At 57.9% G+C, this 20,966-nt stretch carries 18 protein-coding genes; 12 read left to right on the forward strand and 6 right to left on the reverse strand.

Features of this window, described 5'->3' with window-relative positions; all coding sequences use genetic code 11:
* Nucleotides 1-495: a PilN domain-containing protein gene (locus BMW97_RS20215; RefSeq protein ID WP_045909336.1), complete on the reverse strand. Its 495-nt coding sequence runs from the start codon at nucleotides 493-495 to the stop codon at nucleotides 1-3.
* Nucleotides 492-1,268 carry a pilus assembly protein PilM gene (pilM, locus tag BMW97_RS20220; RefSeq protein WP_045909337.1) on the reverse strand — a complete coding sequence of 259 codons (777 nt, stop codon included), beginning with the start codon at nucleotides 1,266-1,268 and terminating at the stop codon, nucleotides 492-494. Before pilM ends, BMW97_RS20215 begins: the two co-directional genes overlap by 4 nt.
* Nucleotides 1,269-1,388: 120 nt before the next feature.
* Here pilM and mrcA point away from each other — a divergent pair, with 120 nt between their 5' ends.
* Nucleotides 1,389-3,941, forward strand: coding sequence for a peptidoglycan glycosyltransferase/peptidoglycan DD-transpeptidase MrcA (gene mrcA / locus BMW97_RS20225; protein ID WP_045909338.1), 2,553 nt, complete (start codon nucleotides 1,389-1,391; stop codon nucleotides 3,939-3,941).
* 80 nt (nucleotides 3,942-4,021) lie between these two features.
* Here mrcA and nudE read toward each other — a convergent pair whose 3' ends face one another.
* Nucleotides 4,022-4,582: an ADP compounds hydrolase NudE gene (nudE, locus tag BMW97_RS20230; RefSeq protein ID WP_008503041.1), complete on the reverse strand. Its 561-nt coding sequence runs from the start codon at nucleotides 4,580-4,582 to the stop codon at nucleotides 4,022-4,024.
* Between the two features lie 324 nt (nucleotides 4,583-4,906).
* On the opposite strand from nudE, the gene BMW97_RS20240 reads away from it, so the two are divergent.
* The 5 genes from BMW97_RS20240 (at nucleotide 4,907) to pckA (ending at nucleotide 11,073) form a co-directional block, all read left to right on the forward strand.
* Nucleotides 4,907-7,042, forward strand: coding sequence for an intracellular growth attenuator family protein (locus tag BMW97_RS20240; RefSeq protein ID WP_045909339.1), 2,136 nt, complete (start codon nucleotides 4,907-4,909; stop codon nucleotides 7,040-7,042).
* A gap of 66 nt (nucleotides 7,043-7,108) precedes the next feature.
* A complete protein-coding gene (yrfG, locus tag BMW97_RS20245; RefSeq protein ID WP_045909340.1) occupies nucleotides 7,109-7,792 on the forward strand; it encodes a GMP/IMP nucleotidase in 684 nt (227 codons plus the stop codon).
* Nucleotides 7,789-8,190, forward strand: a complete 402-nt coding sequence (gene hslR / locus BMW97_RS20250) for a ribosome-associated heat shock protein Hsp15 (protein WP_090393106.1) — start codon at nucleotides 7,789-7,791, stop codon at nucleotides 8,188-8,190. Before yrfG ends, hslR begins: the two co-directional genes overlap by 4 nt.
* Before the next feature lie 24 nt (nucleotides 8,191-8,214).
* Nucleotides 8,215-9,093, forward strand: a complete 879-nt coding sequence (gene hslO, locus BMW97_RS20255; RefSeq protein ID WP_023309492.1) for an Hsp33 family molecular chaperone HslO — start codon at nucleotides 8,215-8,217, stop codon at nucleotides 9,091-9,093.
* A 360-nt stretch (nucleotides 9,094-9,453) separates the two neighbouring features.
* Nucleotides 9,454-11,073 (forward strand): phosphoenolpyruvate carboxykinase (ATP), encoded by a 1,620-nt coding sequence (gene pckA / locus BMW97_RS20260; RefSeq protein WP_045909342.1) that lies wholly within the window; start codon nucleotides 9,454-9,456, stop codon nucleotides 11,071-11,073.
* A 66-nt stretch (nucleotides 11,074-11,139) separates the two neighbouring features.
* On the opposite strand, the gene envZ is transcribed toward pckA, so the two are convergent.
* Both envZ and ompR read right to left on the reverse strand, forming a co-directional pair.
* Nucleotides 11,140-12,486 (reverse strand): two-component system sensor histidine kinase EnvZ, encoded by a 1,347-nt coding sequence (envZ, locus tag BMW97_RS20265; protein WP_008503047.1) that lies wholly within the window; start codon nucleotides 12,484-12,486, stop codon nucleotides 11,140-11,142.
* Entirely contained in the window at nucleotides 12,483-13,202 is a 720-nt protein-coding gene (gene ompR, locus BMW97_RS20270) for an osmolarity response regulator transcription factor OmpR (RefSeq protein ID WP_001157751.1), read from the reverse strand. Before ompR ends, envZ begins: the two co-directional genes overlap by 4 nt.
* Before the next feature lie 228 nt (nucleotides 13,203-13,430).
* On the opposite strand from ompR, the gene greB reads away from it, so the two are divergent.
* The 5 genes from greB to feoC all read left to right on the forward strand — a co-directional run bounded on the left by greB (nucleotide 13,431) and on the right by feoC (nucleotide 19,471).
* On the forward strand, nucleotides 13,431-13,904 hold the full coding sequence (gene greB, locus BMW97_RS20275) for a transcription elongation factor GreB (protein WP_008503048.1): 474 nt from the start codon (nucleotides 13,431-13,433) through the stop codon (nucleotides 13,902-13,904).
* A gap of 88 nt (nucleotides 13,905-13,992) precedes the next feature.
* Nucleotides 13,993-16,323, forward strand: coding sequence for a Tex family protein (locus BMW97_RS20280; protein WP_045909343.1), 2,331 nt, complete (start codon nucleotides 13,993-13,995; stop codon nucleotides 16,321-16,323).
* A gap of 319 nt (nucleotides 16,324-16,642) precedes the next feature.
* Nucleotides 16,643-16,870 (forward strand): ferrous iron transporter A, encoded by a 228-nt coding sequence (gene feoA / locus BMW97_RS20285; RefSeq protein ID WP_008503050.1) that lies wholly within the window; start codon nucleotides 16,643-16,645, stop codon nucleotides 16,868-16,870.
* A gap of 30 nt (nucleotides 16,871-16,900) precedes the next feature.
* Nucleotides 16,901-19,219 carry a Fe(2+) transporter permease subunit FeoB gene (gene feoB / locus BMW97_RS20290; RefSeq protein ID WP_045909344.1) on the forward strand — a complete coding sequence of 773 codons (2,319 nt, stop codon included), beginning with the start codon at nucleotides 16,901-16,903 and terminating at the stop codon, nucleotides 19,217-19,219.
* 12 nt (nucleotides 19,220-19,231) lie between these two features.
* A complete protein-coding gene (gene feoC, locus BMW97_RS20295) occupies nucleotides 19,232-19,471 on the forward strand; it encodes a [Fe-S]-dependent transcriptional repressor FeoC (protein WP_045909345.1) in 240 nt (79 codons plus the stop codon).
* Here the strand turns inward: feoC and bioH are convergent.
* Complete coding sequence (gene bioH, locus BMW97_RS20300) at nucleotides 19,443-20,225, reverse strand: pimeloyl-ACP methyl ester esterase BioH (protein ID WP_045909346.1); 783 nt, start codon at nucleotides 20,223-20,225, stop codon at nucleotides 19,443-19,445. The two genes, feoC and bioH, sit on opposite strands and share 29 nt — an antisense overlap.
* A 36-nt stretch (nucleotides 20,226-20,261) precedes the next feature.
* Here bioH and gntX point away from each other — a divergent pair, with 36 nt between their 5' ends.
* Nucleotides 20,262-20,945, forward strand: a complete 684-nt coding sequence (gntX, locus tag BMW97_RS20305; protein ID WP_045909347.1) for a DNA utilization protein GntX — start codon at nucleotides 20,262-20,264, stop codon at nucleotides 20,943-20,945.
* Nucleotides 20,946-20,966: the final 21 nt, after the last annotated feature.

Consider the following 20,966-nt stretch of genomic DNA (forward strand, 5'->3'; position numbering starts at 1 on the left):
TTACTCCTCGCTTTTGAGATGCAGCGTAAACAGCCAGTGCCCCCGGCTATCCTGTCGAAGCTCGCCCGCCGTCCCGGACGTAAAGCCCGCGAGTTGTCCCAGCCCATCGCGCAGGGCAGAGAGGGCCGGCAGGGTGAGGGCATAACCGGTCAATATCAGCGCAGGCGGCTGATAGCGCAGCTCTGTCAGCCAGACCTGTGCCGGAATGGCGCTGGAAAGGGATTCCAGCACCGGTTGCCATGCGCGTCGTTGCAGGGTCTGCACGGGCATTTGCGCCTGTGCGGTCAGTCTTTGTCGGGCGACAAGCGCGTGCTGCACGGACTGCATTCCCGTCAGATCCGTTTGCAGCGCGCGCAGCCTCACGAGCTGGTTCATCCGCAGACAGAAAAAGACCACGAACAGCAACAGCACTGTGCCGACACACATTGCGCCCCAGAAACGCAGGCATCGCGTACGCCGCTGCTGTCGCCAGGGCAGAAAGTTCAGGATGCTCATTCGGGCACCTCGCTCATGGCCAACGCCAGCGCGACGGTATAATCAGCGCCACATTCCGGCAGCGGAGCCTGGCAGCGTGCCAGGATTTCCCACGGATCACGTCGGCGATCAAACAGCGCGATATCATTCGGCCCCAGGGCCAGCAGCGCCGCCAGTTCGGCCACGTTTTCTGCTTCAGTAGTTAAGCGGCGTCCCCACTGGTGGCGCATCGCCCAGAGCCACTGCCGATCGTCCCGCCAGGCGACGCACTGCGCCGGTGCCAGCGCAGGAAGAAGATTCGTCAGCGCGCTGGCATCCGGGGTAATGGTCACCAGCCGCAAACGCAGCGTTTTCGCCAGCGCCAGAAGGGTGTCGACCTCGTTGTTTTGTGCGGCCGTCACGTGAAAGGTATTGCTGAAAGTATCCTGCGCGTAATCGAAACAGAGCGTATCGGCAGACATCTCCAGTTCACGGGCGAGCGCGGCGCCAAGCCATGAGAGCTGATCGCTGTCGCGCAGCGCAACGGTTGGACGGGGAAGTGACCGCTGCAGGGTGCGTGCTGCCGGGAAAGAGAGGAACACCCGATGGGCGTGCGGCAGCGTTTTTCGCCAGTCGCGTAACGCATCAACCAGCTGTTCTGGCTGACAAATTTTGCCGTCACGAATGATGTCTTTGGCCAGCGGGATTGCCCACCAGCGCCGCAGGCGCCAGCAGGACTTCTCCCGGGCCAGCGCCACGATCAGCACCCTATCCTGTTGAATATGAACGCCCGTTTGCCATGTTTTGAAGGCCATGCTTCACGATCTCCTTATCGCCCGTCGCCCTGACGGCTATATCAATGAATCAGGCTTGCCTTTATACTACCGCGCGATTGTTTAGAAACTGCCCAAGTGAAACCAAATGGGAAATCTCCGGTGAAGTTCGTAAAGTATTTATTCATCCTTGCAGTCTGTTGCATTCTGCTGGGAGCAGGCTCGATTTACGGTTTGTACAAATATATTGAGCCACAGCTACCTGATGTCGCCACGCTTCGCGATGTGCGTCTCCAGATCCCGATGCAGGTCTATAGCGCCGATGGCGAGCTCATGGCGCAGTATGGCGAGAAGCGTCGTATTCCGTTGACCTTAAACCAAATCCCCCCGGTGATGGTGAAAGCCTTTATCGCCACGGAGGACAGCCGTTTTTACGAGCACCACGGTGTCGATCCGGTGGGGATTTTCCGTGCCGCGAGCATTGCGCTGTTCTCAGGTCACGCCTCTCAGGGGGCGAGCACCATTACGCAGCAGCTGGCGCGTAACTTCTTCCTCAGCCCTGAAAAGACGCTGACCCGTAAGATCAAAGAGGTGTTCCTTGCGATCCGTATTGAGCAGCTGCTGAGCAAAGACGAGATCCTTGAGCTGTACCTCAACAAAATCTACCTGGGCTACCGTGCCTATGGCGTGGGGGCGGCCGCGCAGGTGTACTTCGGTAAGCCTGTTGAGCAACTCACGTTAAGCGAAATGGCCACCATCGCCGGTTTGCCAAAAGCGCCGTCCACGTTTAACCCGCTCTACTCGCTCGACCGCGCCACTGCCCGTCGTAACGTCGTCCTGTCACGTATGCTGAGCGAAGGCTATATCAGCCAGAGCGAGTATGACCAGGCGCGCAACGACGTCATTGACGCTAACTACCACGCCCCGGAGATCGCCTTCTCAGCGCCTTACCTGACCGAAATGGTTCGCCAGGAGATGGTGAATCGCTATGGCGACAAGGCCTATGAAGATGGCTATCGCGTGTACACCACCGTCACCCGTAAAGTGCAGCAGGCGGCGCAGGAAGCGGTACGCAACAATGTGATGGACTACGATATGCGTCACGGCTATCGCGGCCCGTCAAACGTGCTCTGGAAGGTGGGCGAAAGCGCGTGGGACAGCAAAAAAATCACCAGTACGCTGAGAGCGCTGCCTACCTACGGTCCGCTCCTTCCTGCGGTGGTGACGCAGGCCGATCCTCAGGAAGCCGTTGCAACGCTCGCGGACGGTACGTCCGTCTCCCTGCGCATGGACGGTATCCGTTGGGCGCGTCCGTACCGTTCGGATACCCTGCAGGGCGCCACGCCGCGTAAAGTGACCGATGCGGTACAGACCGGGCAGCAAATCTGGGTGCGCAAGGTCGGCGAATCCTGGTGGCTGGCGCAGGTGCCGGACGTCAACTCGGCCCTGGTTTCTATCAATCCGCAGAACGGCGCTGTACTGGCCCTGGTCGGCGGGTTCGATTTCAACCAGAGCAAATTTAACCGCGCCACCCAGGCGCTGCGTCAGGTCGGTTCCAATATCAAACCGTTCCTCTACACGGCCGCGATGGATAAGGGGCTGACCCTCGCCAGCATCCTCAACGACGTGCCAATCTCCCGCTGGGATGCGGGTGCGGGTTCCGACTGGCAGCCGAAGAACTCCCCTGCGGAGTATGCCGGCCCGATTCGCCTTCGTCAGGGTCTGGGACAGTCGAAAAACGTGGTGATGGTGCGTGCCATGCGCGCGATGGGCGTCGACTATGCCGCAGAGTATCTGCAGCGCTTCGGTTTCCCGGCGCAGAACATCGTTCGCACCGAGTCGCTGGCGTTAGGCTCAGCCTCCTTTACGCCGCTTCAGGTCGCGCGCGGATACTCGGTGATGGCCAACGGCGGCTTCCTGATTGACCCGTACTTCATCAGCAAGATCGAGAACGATCAGGGCGGCGTGCTGTTCGAGGCGAAGCCGAAAATTGCCTGTCCTGACTGCGATATTCCGGTCATTTATGGCAATACGCCGAAATCCGAGGTGCTTGAGAATAAGGACATGGAAGACCCTGCCGTGTCGCAGGAGCAGCAGAACGGCGTGGTGCCGCAGCCGCAGCTCGAGCAGGCGAACCAGGCGCTGGTCGCGCAGACCGGCGCGCAGGAGTACGCCCCGCATGTGATCAACACGCCGCTGTCGTTCCTGATCAAGAGCGCGCTGAACACCAATATCTTCGGTGAGCCAGGCTGGCAGGGTACCGGCTGGCGCGCAGGGCGCGATCTGCAGCGCCATGATATCGGCGGTAAAACGGGGACAACCAACAGCTCGAAAGACGCGTGGTTCTCCGGTTACGGTCCCGGCGTAGTGACCTCGGTCTGGATCGGCTTCGACGATCACCGCCGCGATTTAGGACGTACCACGGCATCCGGCGCGATTAAAGATCAGATTTCCGGCTACGAAGGCGGCGCGAAGAGCGCGCAACCGGCCTGGGACGCCTACATGAAGTCCGTTCTTGAAGGCGTGCCGGAGCAGCCGCTGACGCCACCGCCGGGCGTGGTGACGGTCAATATCGACCGCAGCACGGGCCAGCTCGCCAACGGTGGTAACAGTCGCGAAGAGTATTTCATTGAGGGCACGCAGCCAACCACACAGGCGGTGCATGAGGTGGGTACAGAGATTATCGATAACGGCGAAACGCACGAGCTGTTCTAAAAACAAAAATGCCCGGTAAAAACCGGGCAAAGCATCGTAGGCCGGCTAAGGCGAAGCCGCCACCCGGCTTTTTTTATGGCCTACAGTCGCCCCTGCCCCTTCAACCACTCCCGCACCAGGAACAGTGCGCTCACATTGCGAGCCTCATTAAAGTCAGGGTCTTCCAGCAGATCCATCAGGTGCGCCAGCGGCCAGCGAACCTGCGGCAGCGGCTCCGGCTCATCCCCTTCCAGCGATTCAGGATAGAGATCTTCCGCCACCACAATATTCATTTTGCTGGAAAAATAGGACGGCGCCATGCTCAGTTTTTTCAGGAATGAAAGCTCATTCGCCCCGAAGCCCACCTCTTCTTTCAGCTCGCGGTTGGCCGCTTCAAAGACGGTTTCACCCGGGTCAATAAGCCCTTTCGAGAACCCAAGCTCGTAAGATTCCGTTCCCACCGCGTATTCGCGGATCAAAATCAGATGATCGTCGACAATCGGCACAATCATCACCGCTTCGCGCGACGAGGGGCGCATACGTTCATAAACGCGACGCACACCGTTGCTGAACTCCAGATCCACACTTTCGACATTAAACAGGCGCGATTTGGCGACAGTTTCAACATTCAGAATGGTGGGTTTTTGTAGTGGTTTGCTCATCTTGATGGGTCTTAGCAGTGAGAACTGGGGTTATTGTGCGATACGCCGCACGGTTTCGGCAATGTCAATTGTTCTTTATTTACATTTATGCAACGTATTTGGGATCAATCCTCAATTCAAAACAAATGTCAAGAGGTTGAAATGTTTCCAGGAATTTGCTGATATCGCGCCATAACAGGCTTTGCTATCATCACCGGTCACTGGGATGCGCTTCAGAATGCTCAAGTTCGACTCCATACTTGCCGATAGCCAACCACAGACACTCATTCAATGTAAAGGTGCTACTGACTACACCTGTAAGAAGATAAGTAAGATGGGGAAAGCATGAGCACCATTTTGATTGTTCTCGCTGCTATGCTGGCCGGCGCATTGGTTGCAGGGTGGTTGTACAGGCGTCGCGTACAGCGACGTTATCGTCTGCCCTTTTTAAATGCATTTGCAGGCGCGACCACGCGTAAACTCACGCAAGAAGAGCGCGATGCAGTTGAAAACTATCTGGAAATCCTGAACCGTTCTCAGCTCACGCCTGGGCCAACGGGAGCCACCACTGCGCCCGTCGCGCTAAAGCTTAATGCGCAAAGTGACACCGTGCTCTGCGTGACGCGTTCCATCACGCGCTACGGCATTACCACTGATGACCCCAACAAATGGCGCTATTACCTGGATTCCGTCGAAGTGCATCTGCCTCCGTCATGGGAGCAATACATTAATGACGAAAACAGCGTTGAGCTGATTCACACCGATTCGTTGCCTCTGGTTATCTCGCTTAACGGCCACACGCTGAATGAATATCTTCAGGAAGCCCCACGTTTTGCGCTGGAACGCGCCAGTTCAACGCAGGCCTCCATTCGTGGCGAAGAGACAGAGCAGATCGAACTGCTGAACATTCGCCAGGAAACCCATGAAGAGTACGCCCTGAGCCGACCGGACGGTATTCGTGAAGCTCTGCTGATCGTCGCCGCTTTCCTGCTCTTTTTTATCTGCCTGCTGACGCCGGATGTGTTTGTCCCCTGGCTGGCGGGCGGTGCGGTGCTGCTGCTGGCGGGCGGACTGTGGGGGCTCTTTGCTCCACCGGCCAAAACCTCGTTGCGCGAGATCCACTGCCTGCGTGGTACGCCAAAGCGCTGGGGTCTGTTCGGTGAAAACGATCAGGAACACCTCAACAATATCTCGCTCGGAATTATTGACCTGATCTACCCGCGCCACTGGCAGCCGTGGATTGCGCAGGACCTGGGCCAGAAAACCGATATTGATATCTACCTTGACCGCCACGTTGTGCGTCAGGGGCGCTTCTTATCCCTGCATGATGAAGTGAAAAATTTCCCGCTTCAGCACTGGCTTCGCAGCACAGTCATTGCCGGAGGCGCGGCGCTGGTCTTAGTCATGCTGCTGCTCTTTGTGCCGCTGGATATGCCCATCAAATTTACCCTGTCGTGGATCAAAGGGGCGCAAACCATTGAAGCGACCAGCGTCAACAAGCTGGATGAAGCCGGTGTCCGCGTGGGGGACACGCTGCGCCTGAAGGGAACCGGGATGTGTAATATTCACACGCCGGGGGCGTGGAACACGCGCCAGAACTCACCGTTCATGCCGTTTGATTGCTCGCAAATTATCTGGAACGACGCACCGCCGCTGCCGCTGCCGGAATCCGAAGTGGTGAATAAAGCCACGGCCCTTACCCAGACGGTTAACCGCCAGCTGCATCCGAAACCGGACGATGATTCGCGCGTCAGCCCCGCGCTGCGCTCGGCCATTCAAAAGTCAGGCATGGTTCTGCTGGATGATTTTGGTGACATCGTTCTGAAAACGCAGGATCTCTGTTCTTCGCAGGATGAGTGCATACGTCTTAAAAATGCCCTGGTAAACCTGGGGAACAGTAAAGACTGGGACTCGCTGGTGAAACGCGCCGAAGCGGGACGGCTGGATGGCGTCAACGTGCTGCTGCGTCCGGTGAGCGCTGAATCGCTGGATAACCTGGTCGCCACTTCCACGTCGCCGTTCATGATGCGCGAGACCACCCGAGCGGCTCAGGCGCTGAACAGCCCGGCACCGGGCGGGTTTGTGATTGTTAGCGATGAGGGCAGCGACCTGGTCGATCAGCCTTATCCGCAGGTTGCGCTTTACGACTACCCGGCGCAGGAGCAGTGGAGCCAATTCCAGCGCCTGGCGCAGATGCTGATGCAAACGCCGTTCAGTGCCGAAGGGATCGTCACAAGCCTCTACACCGACGCCAACGGCACTCGCCATATCGGCCTGCACCGTATGCCGGATAGCGCAGGGCTATGGCGTTACATCGGCACCTCTCTGCTGATGACCGCAATGCTGATCGCCATTTTCTGGAACGGCTTTATGGCCCTGCGCCGCTACCAGCGCTCGCGCACCCGGCTTGCCGAGATCCAGCAATATTACGAAAACTGCCTCAATCCTAAGCTGATCCCCTCCTCTGAGAGCCTGATCTGATAACGTCGTTGCGCGGCAAGATGTGCTACCCTGTCGCGCACGTTTCTTCTGGCTGGAGTTCCCCTTATGCATCTTGATATCGCCTGGCAGGAGGTTGATACCGTTCTGCTGGATATGGACGGCACGCTGCTCGATCTCGCCTTTGATAACTATTTCTGGCAAACGCTGGTTCCAGAAACCTATGGCGAGCAGCAGGGGATCTCCCCGGCAGAAGCGCAGGCATTCATTCGTTCGCAATATAGTGCCGTGCAACATACGCTAAACTGGTACTGTCTTGACTACTGGAGCGAGCGCCTCGGTCTGGATATTTGTGCCATGACCACCGCCCAGGGTCCACGCGCCGTGCTGCGCGAGGATACGGTTCCGTTCCTGGACGCGCTGAAAGCAAGCGGCAAGCGCCGCATTTTGCTGACCAACGCGCATCCCCATAACCTGGCCGTGAAGCTGGAGCATACGGGTCTGGGATCACACCTTGATTTATTACTTTCCACCCACACATTTGGTTATCCGAAAGAGGATCAGCGGTTGTGGCATGCGGTGAAGGAAGAGACGGGTTTGCAGCCGGAACGCACGCTGTTCATTGATGACAGCGAACCCATTCTGGATTCCGCGGCTAAGTTTGGCATTCGCTATTGTCTGGGCGTCACCAATCCTGACTCTGGCCTGGCTGAAAAAAGCTATCTGCGCCATCCGGGACTGAACGACTATCGCCAGATGATCCCCTCACTGACCGTGAAGGAGAGGCCATGAAAGAAAAACCCTCTGACGGGGTAAGACTGGATAAATGGCTGTGGGCGGCGCGTTTTTATAAGACGCGCGCCCTTGCCCGCGAGATGATTGACGGCGGAAAAGTGCATTACAACGGCCAGCGCAGCAAACCAAGCAAGCTGGTTGAGCTGAATGCCACCTTAACGCTGCGTCAGGGCAACGATGAACGTACGGTAGTGATTAAAGCCATTACCGAACAACGACGGCCGGCAGCCGAAGCCGTACTGCTTTATGCAGAGACGGCGGAAAGCATAGAAAAGCGCGAGAAGACCGCGCTGGCGCGCAAAATGAATGCGCTGACCATGCCCCACCCGGACCGGCGACCGGACAAAAAAGAGCGCCGCGATCTGATGAAATTTAAACACGGTGAGACCGAGTAACCCTCACCTGCACGAGAGACTATTATGGCCCAACACGACCAATTACACCGCTATCTGTTTGAACAATTCGCCGTGCGCGGCGAGCTGGTCACCGTATCCGAAACCTGGAAACAGATCCTGGAAAACCACAACTACCCGCTGCCGGTGAAGACCCTGTTGGGCGAACTGCTGGTTGCCACCAGCCTGCTGACGGCGACGCTGAAATTTGCCGGTGATATCACCGTGCAGCTGCAGGGTGACGGCCCGATGACGCTGGCGGTCATCAACGGCAATAACCAGCAGCAGATGCGCGGCGTGGCGCGCGTTCAGGGCGACGTGCCTGAGAATGCTGACCTCAAAACGCTGGTGGGTAATGGCTACCTGGTGATCACCATCTCCCCAGAGGAAGGTGAGCGCTATCAGGGCGTGGTGGGTCTGGAGGGCGATACCCTCGCAGCCTGCCTGGAGGATTACTTCATGCGTTCTGAACAGTTGCCGACTCGCCTGTTCATCCGCACCGGTGAAGTAGACGGCCAGCCTGCTGCTGGCGGGATGCTGCTGCAGGTTCTGCCTGCGCAGGACGCGCAGACCAATGATTTTGAGCACCTGGCGACGCTGACCGAAACCATCAAAGCGGAAGAGCTGTTCAATCTGTCGGCGACCGACGTGTTGTGGCGTCTGTACCACGAAGAAGAAGTGACCGTTTACGACCCGCAGTCTGTGGAGTTTAAGTGCACCTGCTCCCGCGAGCGCTGCGCTGGCGCACTGAAAACCCTCCCGGATGAAGAGATCGACAGCATCATGGCGGAAGACGGCGAAATTGATATGCACTGTGACTACTGCGGTACGCACTATGTGTTCAATTCGATGGATATCGCTGAGATCCGCAATAACGCCTCCCCGGCGGATCCGCAGGTTCACTAAACCTCTCTTCCCCTCACCTTAACCTTCTCCCCAAAGGGGAGAGGGCTGGGCTGAGGGGCAAAAAACTCCACCCAAGCTGAATCGTTTTCCCAATGTAACTCTTACGTAATTTTCTTACGTGTATGCGATTACATTCACATTCTCTCCGATAAAATCACCAGCCTTTAACCTTTTCGGAACATTTTCCCCAACCAAAAAGCGATTCCTGCGATAATCCGCCTGCGCTGTGACTGGAGTCGCAGCGTTTTCCGTTAGTAAGGGTTTTGTCCAGATGCGTGAATCTATGAGCCCCGTCGCGGTAAACAACCTCAGAAAAACCCTACAATTTCAGGCAGTACATATTGGCTAAGGAGCAGTGATATGCGTGTTACTGGTTTAACCCCGCAAGATCTCAAGGCTTATGGTATTCACGACGTCCAGGAAGTCGTCTACAACCCCGACTACGATACGCTGTATCAGGAAGAGCTCAATCCAGCACTGGAAGGATACGAGCGCGGTGTGTTGACGAATCTTGGTGCTATCGCCGTCGATACCGGTATCTTTACCGGTCGTTCGCCGAAAGATAAGTATATCGTCCGAGACGAAACCACCCGCGATACGCTGTGGTGGGCTGACAAGGGCAAAGGGAAGAACGACAACAAACCGCTCTCTCCGGAAACCTGGCAGCACCTGAAAGGGCTCGTCACCCATCAACTTTCCGGCAAGCGTTTGTTTATTGTCGACGCTTTCTGCGGCGCTAACGCCGACACCCGTCTCTCCGTACGTTTTATCACCGAAGTGGCCTGGCAGGCGCATTTCGTGAAAAACATGTTTATTCGTCCAACCGACGAAGAGCTGCAGGACTTCACCCCTGATTTCATCGTGATGAACGGCGCGAAATGCACCAACCCACAGTGGAAAGAGCAGGGTCTGAACTCCGAAAACTTTGTTGCCTTCAACCTGACCGAGCGTATCCAGCTGATCGGTGGTACCTGGTACGGCGGCGAAATGAAGAAAGGGATGTTCTCGGTCATGAACTACCTGCTGCCGCTGCGGGGCATCGCCTCCATGCACTGCTCGGCTAACGTCGGTGAAAAAGGCGACGTGGCGGTCTTCTTCGGCCTTTCCGGCACCGGGAAAACCACCCTGTCTACCGATCCAAAACGTCGTCTGATTGGTGATGACGAACACGGCTGGGATGACGACGGCGTATTCAACTTTGAAGGTGGCTGCTACGCGAAGACCATTCGCCTGTCTGAAGAGGCCGAGCCGGATATCTTCCACGCGATCCGTCGCGATGCGCTGCTGGAAAACGTCACCGTGCGTGCCGACGGCTCCATCGACTTCGACGATGCGTCGAAAACGGAAAACACCCGCGTCTCTTATCCGATCTACCACATCGACAATATCGTGAAGCCGGTGTCAAAAGCGGGTCATGCCACGAAGGTTATTTTCCTGACGGCGGATGCTTTCGGCGTGCTGCCTCCGGTGTCTCGCCTGACGGCCGGCCAGACGCAGTATCACTTCCTCTCCGGTTTCACCGCCAAGCTGGCGGGTACCGAGCGCGGCGTGACGGAGCCAACCCCAACCTTCTCCGCCTGCTTCGGCGCAGCCTTCCTGTCGCTGCACCCGACGCAGTATGCTGAAGTGCTGGTGAAACGCATGCAGGCATCCGGCGCGCAGGCATACCTGGTGAACACCGGCTGGAACGGCACCGGCAAACGTATCTCCATCAAAGATACCCGCGCCATTATCGACGCCATTCTGGATGGTTCTCTGGACGACGCCGAAACCTTCACGCTGCCGATGTTTGACCTGGCGATCCCAACGTCGCTGCCGGGTGTGGATACGCATATCCTCGACCCGCGCAATACGTACGGTTCGCCGGAGCAGTGGCGTGAGAAAGCGGAATCGCTGGCGAAGCTGTTTATCGAGAACTTCGAGAAGTATACCGATACCCCGGCGGGTGCTGCGCTGGTGAGTGCGGGTCCAAAACTGTAGTCCATGTCGGGTGGCGGCTTCGCCTTACCCGACCTGCAAAAAAGGGTGGCTCGTGCCACCCTTTTTTCAACTCTCTTTCACCTGCCCTCGCGTCACCGGAACCGGCAACCAGGCGCGAATGCTCAACCCACCCCGCTCGCTGGTACCAATCTCCAGCAACCCGTTATGGTTATCCACAATACGCTGCACAATCGCCAGGCCTAAGCCCGTACCGCTGGTGCTGCGCGCGCTGTCGCCGCGCACAAACGGCTGGAACAGATGCTTACGCTGCTCGGGCTTGATGCCCGGACCGTCGTCTTCCACCTGGAACCAGGCGCGGTTGAGCTCAGACCCGCTGCTGACCTTAATCCAGCCGTTGCCGTAGCGCGCCGCGTTAACCACCATGTTGGCCACCGCGCGCTTAATGGAGAGCGGGTGCATGCGTACCTGGATCTCGCCCGCCTGAAGGTCGGTATCAATTTCACGCTCGTAGCCGCTTTCCGCCGCCACCACTTCGCCCAGCACCGCGTTCAGATCCGCCATCTCCATCGGCATCTCCTGACCGGTGCGCAGGTAGTCGATGAACTGCTCGATGATGGCGTTGCACTCTTCGATATCCTTGTTGATGGACTCGGCGAGATAACCGTCCTCTTCTCCCATCATCTCCGTCGCCAGACGGATACGCGTCAGGGGGGTGCGCAGGTCATGGCTCACGCCCGCCATTAGCAGCGTACGGTCATCCGCCAGCTGCTTCACGCCTGCCGCCATATGGTTAAACGCACGCGTCACCGAGCGGACTTCCGAGGCGCCATACTCGCGCAGCGGAGGAGGAATAATGCCTTTACCGACCTGCAGCGCCGCGTGCTCCAGGTCGACCAGCGGTCGGTTCTGTATACGGATAAACAGCCAGGCCCCGCCTATCGCCAGCAGCATAATCGCCAGGGTATAGCGGAACAGCGGCGAGAAATCGCCCTGATGGATTTCGGTCAGCGGGACGCGCACCCAGATGTTGGGTGACAGCCAGGTTTTCAGCCAGACGACGGGCGAGCTTTTGTTGACCTCAACGCGCACTTCCGTCGGGCCGCCCAGCTGTTGCGCCATCTGCTGGCTGAGGAATTCATAGTGCTGCGCCCAGCGCAGGCCCGCGTCTTCCGCCGCTTCATTCGAGTAGAGCGAGATGCCCAGTTCACGGTAGATTTCACGACGAAACGCCGGGGGAACGACGAGCTGCGTGCCGTCCTCCAGCTGCAGCTTATCGGTCATCAGCATACGCACTTCGTAGGCCAGGACCTTATTGAACTGCTGAAGGCTCGGCAGGATCGCAAAGTTCAACACCACCAGGTAGGTCGTCACCAGGCTGACGAACAGCAGGGTGACGATCAGTAACAGGGTGCGGGCAAACGAGCTTCGCGGCGAGAAGCGCATTCGCCTCATGCTTTAGAGCCGTCCGGGACGAACACGTAGCCCAGACCCCATACGGTCTGAATATAACGAGGATGCGCCGGATCTTCTTCCACCATGCGGCGCAGGCGGGAGATCTGCACGTCGATAGAGCGTTCCATAGCGGAGTATTCGCGACCGCGCGCCAGGTTCATCAGCTTGTCACGAGAAAGCGGTTCACGCGGGTGGCTGACCAGCGCTTTCAGGACCGCAAACTCGCCGCTGGTGAGCGGCATTGGCTCGTCTTCACGGAACATTTCGCGCGTGCCGAGGTTCAGCTTGAACTTGCCGAAGGCAATAACGGCTTCTTCCTGCGACGGCGCGCCCGGCAGTTCGTTCGCCTGACGACGCAGCACGGCGCGAATGCGCGCCAGCAGTTCACGCGGGTTAAACGGTTTTGGAATATAGTCGTCGGCGCCGATTTCGAGGCCCACGATACGGTCAACTTCTTCGCCCTTCGCCGTCACCATGATGATCGGCATCGGGTTGCTCTGGCTGCGCAGACGGCGGCAGATAGAAAGCCCATCTTCGCCAGGCAGCATCAGGTCGAGAACCATCAGATGGAAAGATTCACGGGTCAGCAGACGGTCCATCTGCTCAGCGTTCGCGACGCTACGAACCTGGAAGCCCTGCTCGGTCAGATAACGTTCCAGCAGCGCACGCAGGCGCATGTCGTCATCCACGACCAGAATTTTGTAGTTTTCTTGCATTGTGTGTACTCCCAAAGGTTCGGATAGTCTTTGTAACAGCGTATTCTAAAAAAGTGCACGTATTCGACCAGTTAATTCTGGTATAAATTCTAGTCGAAATTGTTACAAAGCATATTTAACAGCAGCTTATCTGTTCATTTCATCACATAAATCATTATTAATCCTGTCTGTTACACTGTGTGGTACGTATTGTGCGCAAAACAGAGAACCGGCAGCAAAGGCAGCACCATGAAAACGCCCCTGATCACCCGCGAAGGGTACGAGAAACTCAAAAAAGAGATGGATTTCCTCTGGCGCGAAGAGCGTCCTGAGGTAACCAAAAAGGTGACCTGGGCCGCGAGCCTGGGCGATCGCAGCGAAAACGCTGACTACCAATACAACAAGAAGCGGCTGCGCGAAATTGACCGCCGGGTACGCTATCTGACGAAATGCCTCGAAAATCTAAAAATTGTCGATTACTCCCCGCAGCAGGAGGGCAAAGTGTTCTTCGGCGCGTGGGTGGAGATTGAAAACGACGACGGTGACACCCTGCGCTTTCGCATTGTCGGCTACGATGAAATTTTTGGTCGTAAGGATTACATCTCCATCGACTCGCCGATGGCCCGCGCGCTGCTGAAAAAGGAAGTGGGCGATCTGGCCGTCGTGCAGACCCCAGCCGGTGAAGCCAGCTGGTACGTTAATGAGATCGTCTACGTAAAATAGTCCGAGAGCGCCCTCCCCGGCTGGCATTTTGCCGTGTCAGCCCGTATAACTATCCCCTGATTTTTTCGACTCAACAGATGATAAAGCCATGATGAAAGATTCGCTCTGCCGCATTATTGCGGGTGAACTTCAGGCCAGAGCCGAACAGGTAGAAGCTGCCGTTCGCCTGCTTGATGAAGGGAACACCGTGCCGTTTATTGCACGCTATCGTAAGGAAGTCACCGGCGGTCTGGATGACACGCAGCTGCGTAACCTGGAAACCCGTCTCGGTTATCTGCGCGAACTGGAAGAACGTCGTCAGGCGATCCTCAAATCCATCGGCGAACAGGGCAAGCTGACCAGCGAACTGGAAAGCGCCATCAATGGCACCCTGAGCAAAACCGAACTCGAAGACCTCTATCTGCCGTACAAGCCGAAGCGCCGCACGCGCGGACAGATAGCGATTGAAGCGGGTCTTGAGCCGCTGGCCGACCTGCTGTGGAACGAACCGTCCCACGATCCGGATACCGAAGCGGCGAAATTTATCGACGCCGACAAAGGCGTAGCGGACACCAAGGCCGCCCTCGACGGCGCGCGCTATATTCTGATGGAGCGCTTCGCCGAAGACGCTGCCCTGCTCGCCAAAGTGCGTGATTACCTGTGGAAGAACGCCCACATCGTCTCTACCGTCGTCGCGGGTAAAGAGGAAGAAGGCGCGAAATTCCGCGACTACTTCGATCACCACGAACCGATTTCCACCACCCCTTCTCACCGCGCGCTGGCAATGTTCCGCGGCCGCAACGAAGGCATGCTGCAACTCTCCCTGAACGCCGACCCGCAGTTTGACGAGCCGCCGAAAGAGAGCCACTGCGAGCAGATCATCATCGACCATCTCGGCCTGCGCCTGAACAACGCCCCGGCTGACAGCTGGCGTAAAGGCGTGGTGAGCTGGACCTGGCGCATCAAGGTGCTGATGCACCTCGAAACCGAGCTGATGGGCACCGTGCGCGAACGTGCTGAAGATGAAGCGATTAACGTCTTCGCCCGCAACCTGCACGACCTGCTGATGGCCGCCCCTGCTGGCCTGCGCGCGACCATGGGTCTCGATCCGGGTCTGCGTACCGGTGTAAAAGTCGCTGTCGTTGACGGCACCGGCAAGCTGGTCGCCACCGACACCATCTATCCGCACACCGGCCAGGCAGCGAAAGCGGCCGTCGTGGTAGCGGCGTTGTGCGAAAAATACAACGTCGAGCTGGTCGCCATCGGCAACGGTACGGCGTCCCGCGAAACCGAGCGTTTCTATCTCGACGTGCAGAAGCAGTTCCCGAAAGTGACGGCACAGAAAGTGATCGTCAGCGAGGCCGGGGCATCCGTCTACTCCGCGTCCGAGCTGGCGGCACAGGAGTTCCCGGACCTGGATGTTTCCCTGCGCGGCGCGGTCTCGATCGCTCGCCGTCTGCAGGATCCGCTGGCGGAACTGGTGAAGATCGATCCGAAATCGATCGGCGTGGGCCAGTATCAGCACGATGTGAGCCAGACTCAGCTGGCGCGCAAGCTGGATGCGGTCGTGGAAGACTGCGTAAACGCCGTTGGCGTTGACCTGAATACCGCCTCCGTTCCTCTGCTGACCCGCGTGGCGGGCTTAACCCGCATGATGGCGCAGAACATCGTCGCCTGGCGCGACGAGAACGGCCAGTTCCAGAACCGTCAGCAGCTGCTGAAGGTAAGCCGTCTGGGGCCAAAAGCATTTGAGCAGTGCGCGGGCTTCCTGCGCATCAACCACGGCGATAACCCGCTTGATGCCTCCACCGTTCACCCGGAAGCGTATCCGGTGGTGGAACGCATCCTGGCCGCTACTCAGCAGGCGCTGAAAGATCTCATGGGCGACAGCAGCGCCCTGCGCAACCTGAAAGCCGTCGATTTCACCGACGACAAATTTGGTGTGCCAACCGTTACCGACATTATCAAAGAGCTGGAAAAACCGGGCCGCGATCCGCGTCCTGAGTTCAAAACCGCGACCTTTGCTGACGGTATCGAGACCATGAACGACCTGCTGCCAGGCATGGTCCTGGAAGGTGCGGTGACTAACGTCACCAACTTTGGCGCGTTCGTGGATATCGGCGTGCATCAGGATGGCCTGGTCCATATCTCATCCCTTGCCGACAAGTTCGTTGAAGACCCGCACACCGTGGTCAAAGCGGGCGACATCGTGAAGGTCAAAGTGCTGGAAGTGGACCTGCAGCGCAAGCGTATCGCCCTGACCATGCGTCTGGACGAGCAGCCGGGTGACACCAACGCGCGCCGCGGCGGCAACGGTGGGGGCCGCGAGCAGCAGCGTCCGGCCGCGAAAGCGGCAAAACCGCGCGGGCGGGATGCCCAGCCTGCGGGCAACAGCGCGATGATGGATGCGCTGGCGGCCGCGATGGGTAAGAAACGCTAAGGTCATAAATGCCCGGTGGCGCTGCGCTTACCGGGCCTACGGTTTTGTAGGCCGGGCAAACGCAGTGCCGCCCGGCAAGCAGGCCGCAGGGAATTAAAATAAATAGTGTGTAGCCATATTTAAACCGCGAATTATCACCCCGTTAACAAATACTCCGCTTTTCGTTTTCCCGGCATTTCAGCAAATATTGAGCAAGGTCAAAAAGGCCGTAAATTAATATCGCAAACAACATTCCGTCACAGTTTTAATATTGCTGATAAAAACTATTCTCATTATCATCGCATAGTAGATAATTTAACCTTTCGTGGAATCAGGCGTTATGCAATTCACTCCAGACAGTGCATGGAAGATTACCGGTTTTACCCGCGAAATTAGCCCGGCCTATCGGCAGAAGCTGCTGTCGCTGGGCATGCTGCCCGGCTCGTCATTCCAGGTCGTACGCGTGGCGCCGTTAGGCGATCCGGTTCATATCGAAACCCGACGCGTGAATCTGGTCCTGCGTAAAAAAGACCTCGCGTTAATAGAAGTCGAAGCCTTATCCCGATAACAAGCCAGCGGTTTCAGTGAGTCTAAAAAAATGAAAAAGTTAACTATTGGCTTAATTGGCAATCCTAATTCCGGCAAGACCACGCTTTTTAATCAGCTGACCGGGGCTCGCCAGCGCGTGGGCAACTGGGCGGGCGTGACGGTTGAACGTAAAGAGGGCCAGTTCACGACGACAGACAACCAAGTGACGCTGGTTGACCTTCCCGGCACCTACTCCTTAACCACTATTTCGTCGCAAACCTCGCTCGATGAGCAAATCGCCTGTCACTATATTCTTGGCGGCGACGCGGATCTGCTTATCAATGTGGTCGACGCCTCAAACCTCGAGCGTAACCTTTATCTGACGCTGCAGCTGCTGGAGCTGGGTATCCCCTGCATCGTGGCGCTCAACATGCTCGATATCGCAGAGAAACAAAAGCTGCGCATCGACGTCGATGCCCTCTCCGCGCGCCTGGGGTGCCCGGTCGTTCCGCTGGTCTCGACGCGCGCGCGCGGTATTGATGCGCTGAAGCTGGCCATTGACCGTCACGCGGGAAATCGCGACGTTGAGCTGGTGCATTACGCGCAGCCTCTCCTGCGTGAAGCCAACGTGCTGGCGCAGGAGATGGATAACGCTATGCCTGCGAAACAGCGTCTGTGGCTTGGCCTGCAGATGCTGGAAGGGGATATCTACAGCCGCGCTTATGCCGGTCATGCGGCCGATAAGCTGGACGTGACGGTGGCCCGTCTTAGCGACGAGCTGGACGACCCGGCGCTGCACATCGCCGATGCCCGTTACCAGGCCATCGCCTCGATCTGCGACGTGGTCAGTAACGCGCTGACGGCGGAACCCAGCCGCTTTACGGCGGCAGTGGATAAGATTGTGCTTAACCGCTTCCTCGGTTTGCCCATCTTCCTGCTGGTGATGTACGTGATGTTCCTGCTTGCCATTAACATCGGTGGCGCACTGCAGCCGATTTTTGACGCCGGTTCCGTCGCGATCTTCGTCCACGGGATCCAGTGGGTGGGTTACACCCTGCACTTCCCGGAATGGCTCACCATCTTCCTCGCGCAGGGGATCGGCGGCGGTATCAATACCGTTCTGCCGCTGGTGCCGCAGATCGGCATGATGTACCTGTTCCTCTCGTTCCTGGAAGATTCCGGCTACATGGCGCGCGCGGCGTTCGTGATGGATCGTCTGATGCAGGCGCTGGGCCTGCCGGGTAAATCCTTCGTCCCGCTGATCGTCGGCTTCGGCTGTAACGTGCCGTCGGTGATGGGCGCACGCACGCTGGATGCACCGCGTGAACGTCTGATGACCATTATGATGGCGCCGTTTATGTCCTGCGGTGCCCGACTGGCGATATTTGCGGTCTTTGCGGCAGCCTTCTTTGGCCAGCAGGGTGCGCTGGCGGTCTTCTCGCTGTATGTCCTGGGCATCGTGATGGCGATCCTGACCGGTCTAATGCTCAAGCACACCATCATGCGCGGTGAGGCGTCACCGTTCGTGATGGAGCTGCCGGTGTACCACGTCCCCCATCTGAAAAGCCTGGCGATCCAGACCTGGCAGCGTCTGAAAGGCTTCGTCCTGCGCGCCGGTAAGGTGATTGTCATCGTCAGCGTTTTCCTGAGCGCCCTGAACAGCTTCACCCTGAGTGGACAGGCAGCGGATAACATTAACGACTCTGCCCTCGCCTCCGTCAGCCGCGTCATCACGCCGGTCTTCAAACCGATTGGCGTGCATGAGGATAACTGGCAGGCAACCGTCGGGCTGTTTACCGGCGCGATGGCAAAAGAGGTGGTTGTCGGTACCCTGAATACGCTCTACACCGCCGAGAACATTCAGGAGCAGGAATTTAACCCGGCTGAGTTTCATCTCGGTGATGAGCTGCTCGGTGCCGTAGAGGAAACCTGGCAGAGCCTGAAGGACACCTTCAGCCTGAGCGTGCTGGCGAACCCGATTGAGGCCAGCAAAGGCGACGGCGAAATGGCGACGGGTGCCATGGGCGTGATGGGCGAGAAATTTGGCAGCGCGTCCGCGGCCTACAGCTATCTCATCTTCGTTCTGCTCTATATTCCGTGCATCTCCGTGATGGGGGCGATTGCCCGCGAGTCCAGCCGCGGCTGGATGGGTTTCTCCATCCTGTGGGGGTTAAACATTGCCTACTCGCTGGCGACGCTGTTTTATCAAACCGTTAACTTCAGCCAGCATCCGCGCTACAGCCTGGTCTGCATTCTTGCGGTTGTGCTGTTCAACGTGGTCGTTCTCGGTCTGCTGCGGCGGGCACGCAGCCGCGTCGACATCGACCTGCTGGCAAACCGTAAAACCGCCGCAACCTGCTGCAACAGCCCGGCGGGCGACTGTCACTAAGGAGCACACATCATGGCATCGTTGATTCAGGTTCGTGATCTGCTGGCGCTGCAGGGGCGAATGGAGGCGAAACAGCTGAGCCTCAGCCTGCATACGCCGCAGCCGATGATCGATGCCATGCTGGAGAGACTGGAAGCCATGGGGAAAGCTGTGCGGATTCAGGAAGAGCCGGACGGTTGTCTGTCCGGCAGCTGTAAACATTGCCCGGAAGGAAAAGCCTGCCTCACGGAGTGGTGGTCACTTCGCGAATAAAGCCGGTCAGCGCCGAACAAAACTCGTCAGGATGTGAGATAAACGGCGCGTGTGCCGCTTTAGCGACCACCATTGATTGGCTTTTCGGCCACAGGTCATCAAGCAGCGGAGCCACTTTGCGCGGCACCAGGCCGTCAAGGTAGCCGTAGATACGCAGGTGCGGAAGCGCCAGCGACGCCAGCGGTTCACGCAGATCGATCGTCTTGAGTATCTCAAGCCCCCCGTTAAGCACCTCAACGTCAGGCATCGGCAGCGACAGCACGGTCTGCTTCAGCGTACGGGCATCCTTACGGGCGGTTTCAGTTCCCATCGTCTGCAGGGCGAGGAACCGCTCTACGGTCCGCTGGAAATCTTCGCTCAACTGCTGCTGGAAGCCCGCCAGCACCTCGGGTTTTATCCCCGGCCACGCGTCCTGCGCGCTAAAACAGGGCGACGACGCCACCGTCACCAGCGCTTTTACCCGGTCAGGCCGCGACAGCGCAATCTGGCTTGCCACCAGCCCGCCCAGGCTCCAGCCCAGCCAGACAGCGTTTTGCGGCGCAGCGTCCAGAACCTGCTGCGCCATCTCATCAAGCGACATCGCGCCAAAGCCGCGGCTGCGGCCATAACCCGGCAAATCCACCAGATGCAGCGTAAATTGCGAGGCAAGTTCCTCGCTTACGCAACGCCACACTTCAGAATTCAGTCCCCATCCGTGCAGCAGCACAAGATGGCAATTTCCTGTCCCTACGGTCTGCCACCACAGCGTCTTCATCAGTTACTGTTCTCTTTTTTCACATGGAGGTTGCACATGCTAACAGTACCTGGGTTGTGCTGGCTATGCAGAATGCCGCTGGCACTCAGCGGGTGGGGCATCTGCTCCGTCTGCACGCGATCGCTGCAATGGCGTATCGGGACCTGTCCACAATGCGGTTTACCGGCTACCAATCCCTCTTTGCCCTGCGGCCGCTGCCTGAAAAAATCCCCCCCGTGGAGTGCGCTGGTGGCAGTGGATGATTATGTTCCGCCGCTGAGCAGGCTGATACACGCGCTGAAGTTTTCCGGCCAGAGTACGCTGGCTCAGCCCCTTGCCCGACTGCTACTGCTGGCGGTTTTGCAGGCGCGGCGCCACCGCGCATTGCCGAAAATCGACAGGGTGGTAAATGTCCCCCTGTACCGACGTCGGCACTGGCGGCGGGGCTATAACCAGAGTGACCTGATCTGCCGTCCCCTCGCCCGGTGGCTTGGCTGTCTGTATGATGCCCGCGCGCTGACACGTATTCATGCCACCGCCATCCAGCATCAGCTCAGCGCCCGGCTTCGCAAAAGAAACCTCAAAAATGCCTTTCGCCTTGAATTGCCGGTCGACGGTCTCCATATCGCGATTGTGGATGATGTCGTCACCACAGGCAGTACCGTTGCTGAACTTTCCCGACTGCTTTTGCAAAGCGGCGCCGCGTCGGTTCAGGTATGGTGTCTGTGCCGTACCTTGTAGCCCTTCTTCAATGGGCGTATG

The organism is Enterobacter sp. NFIX58, assembly GCF_900110475.1.
Lineage (GTDB): Bacteria > Pseudomonadota > Gammaproteobacteria > Enterobacterales > Enterobacteriaceae > Enterobacter > Enterobacter quasiroggenkampii.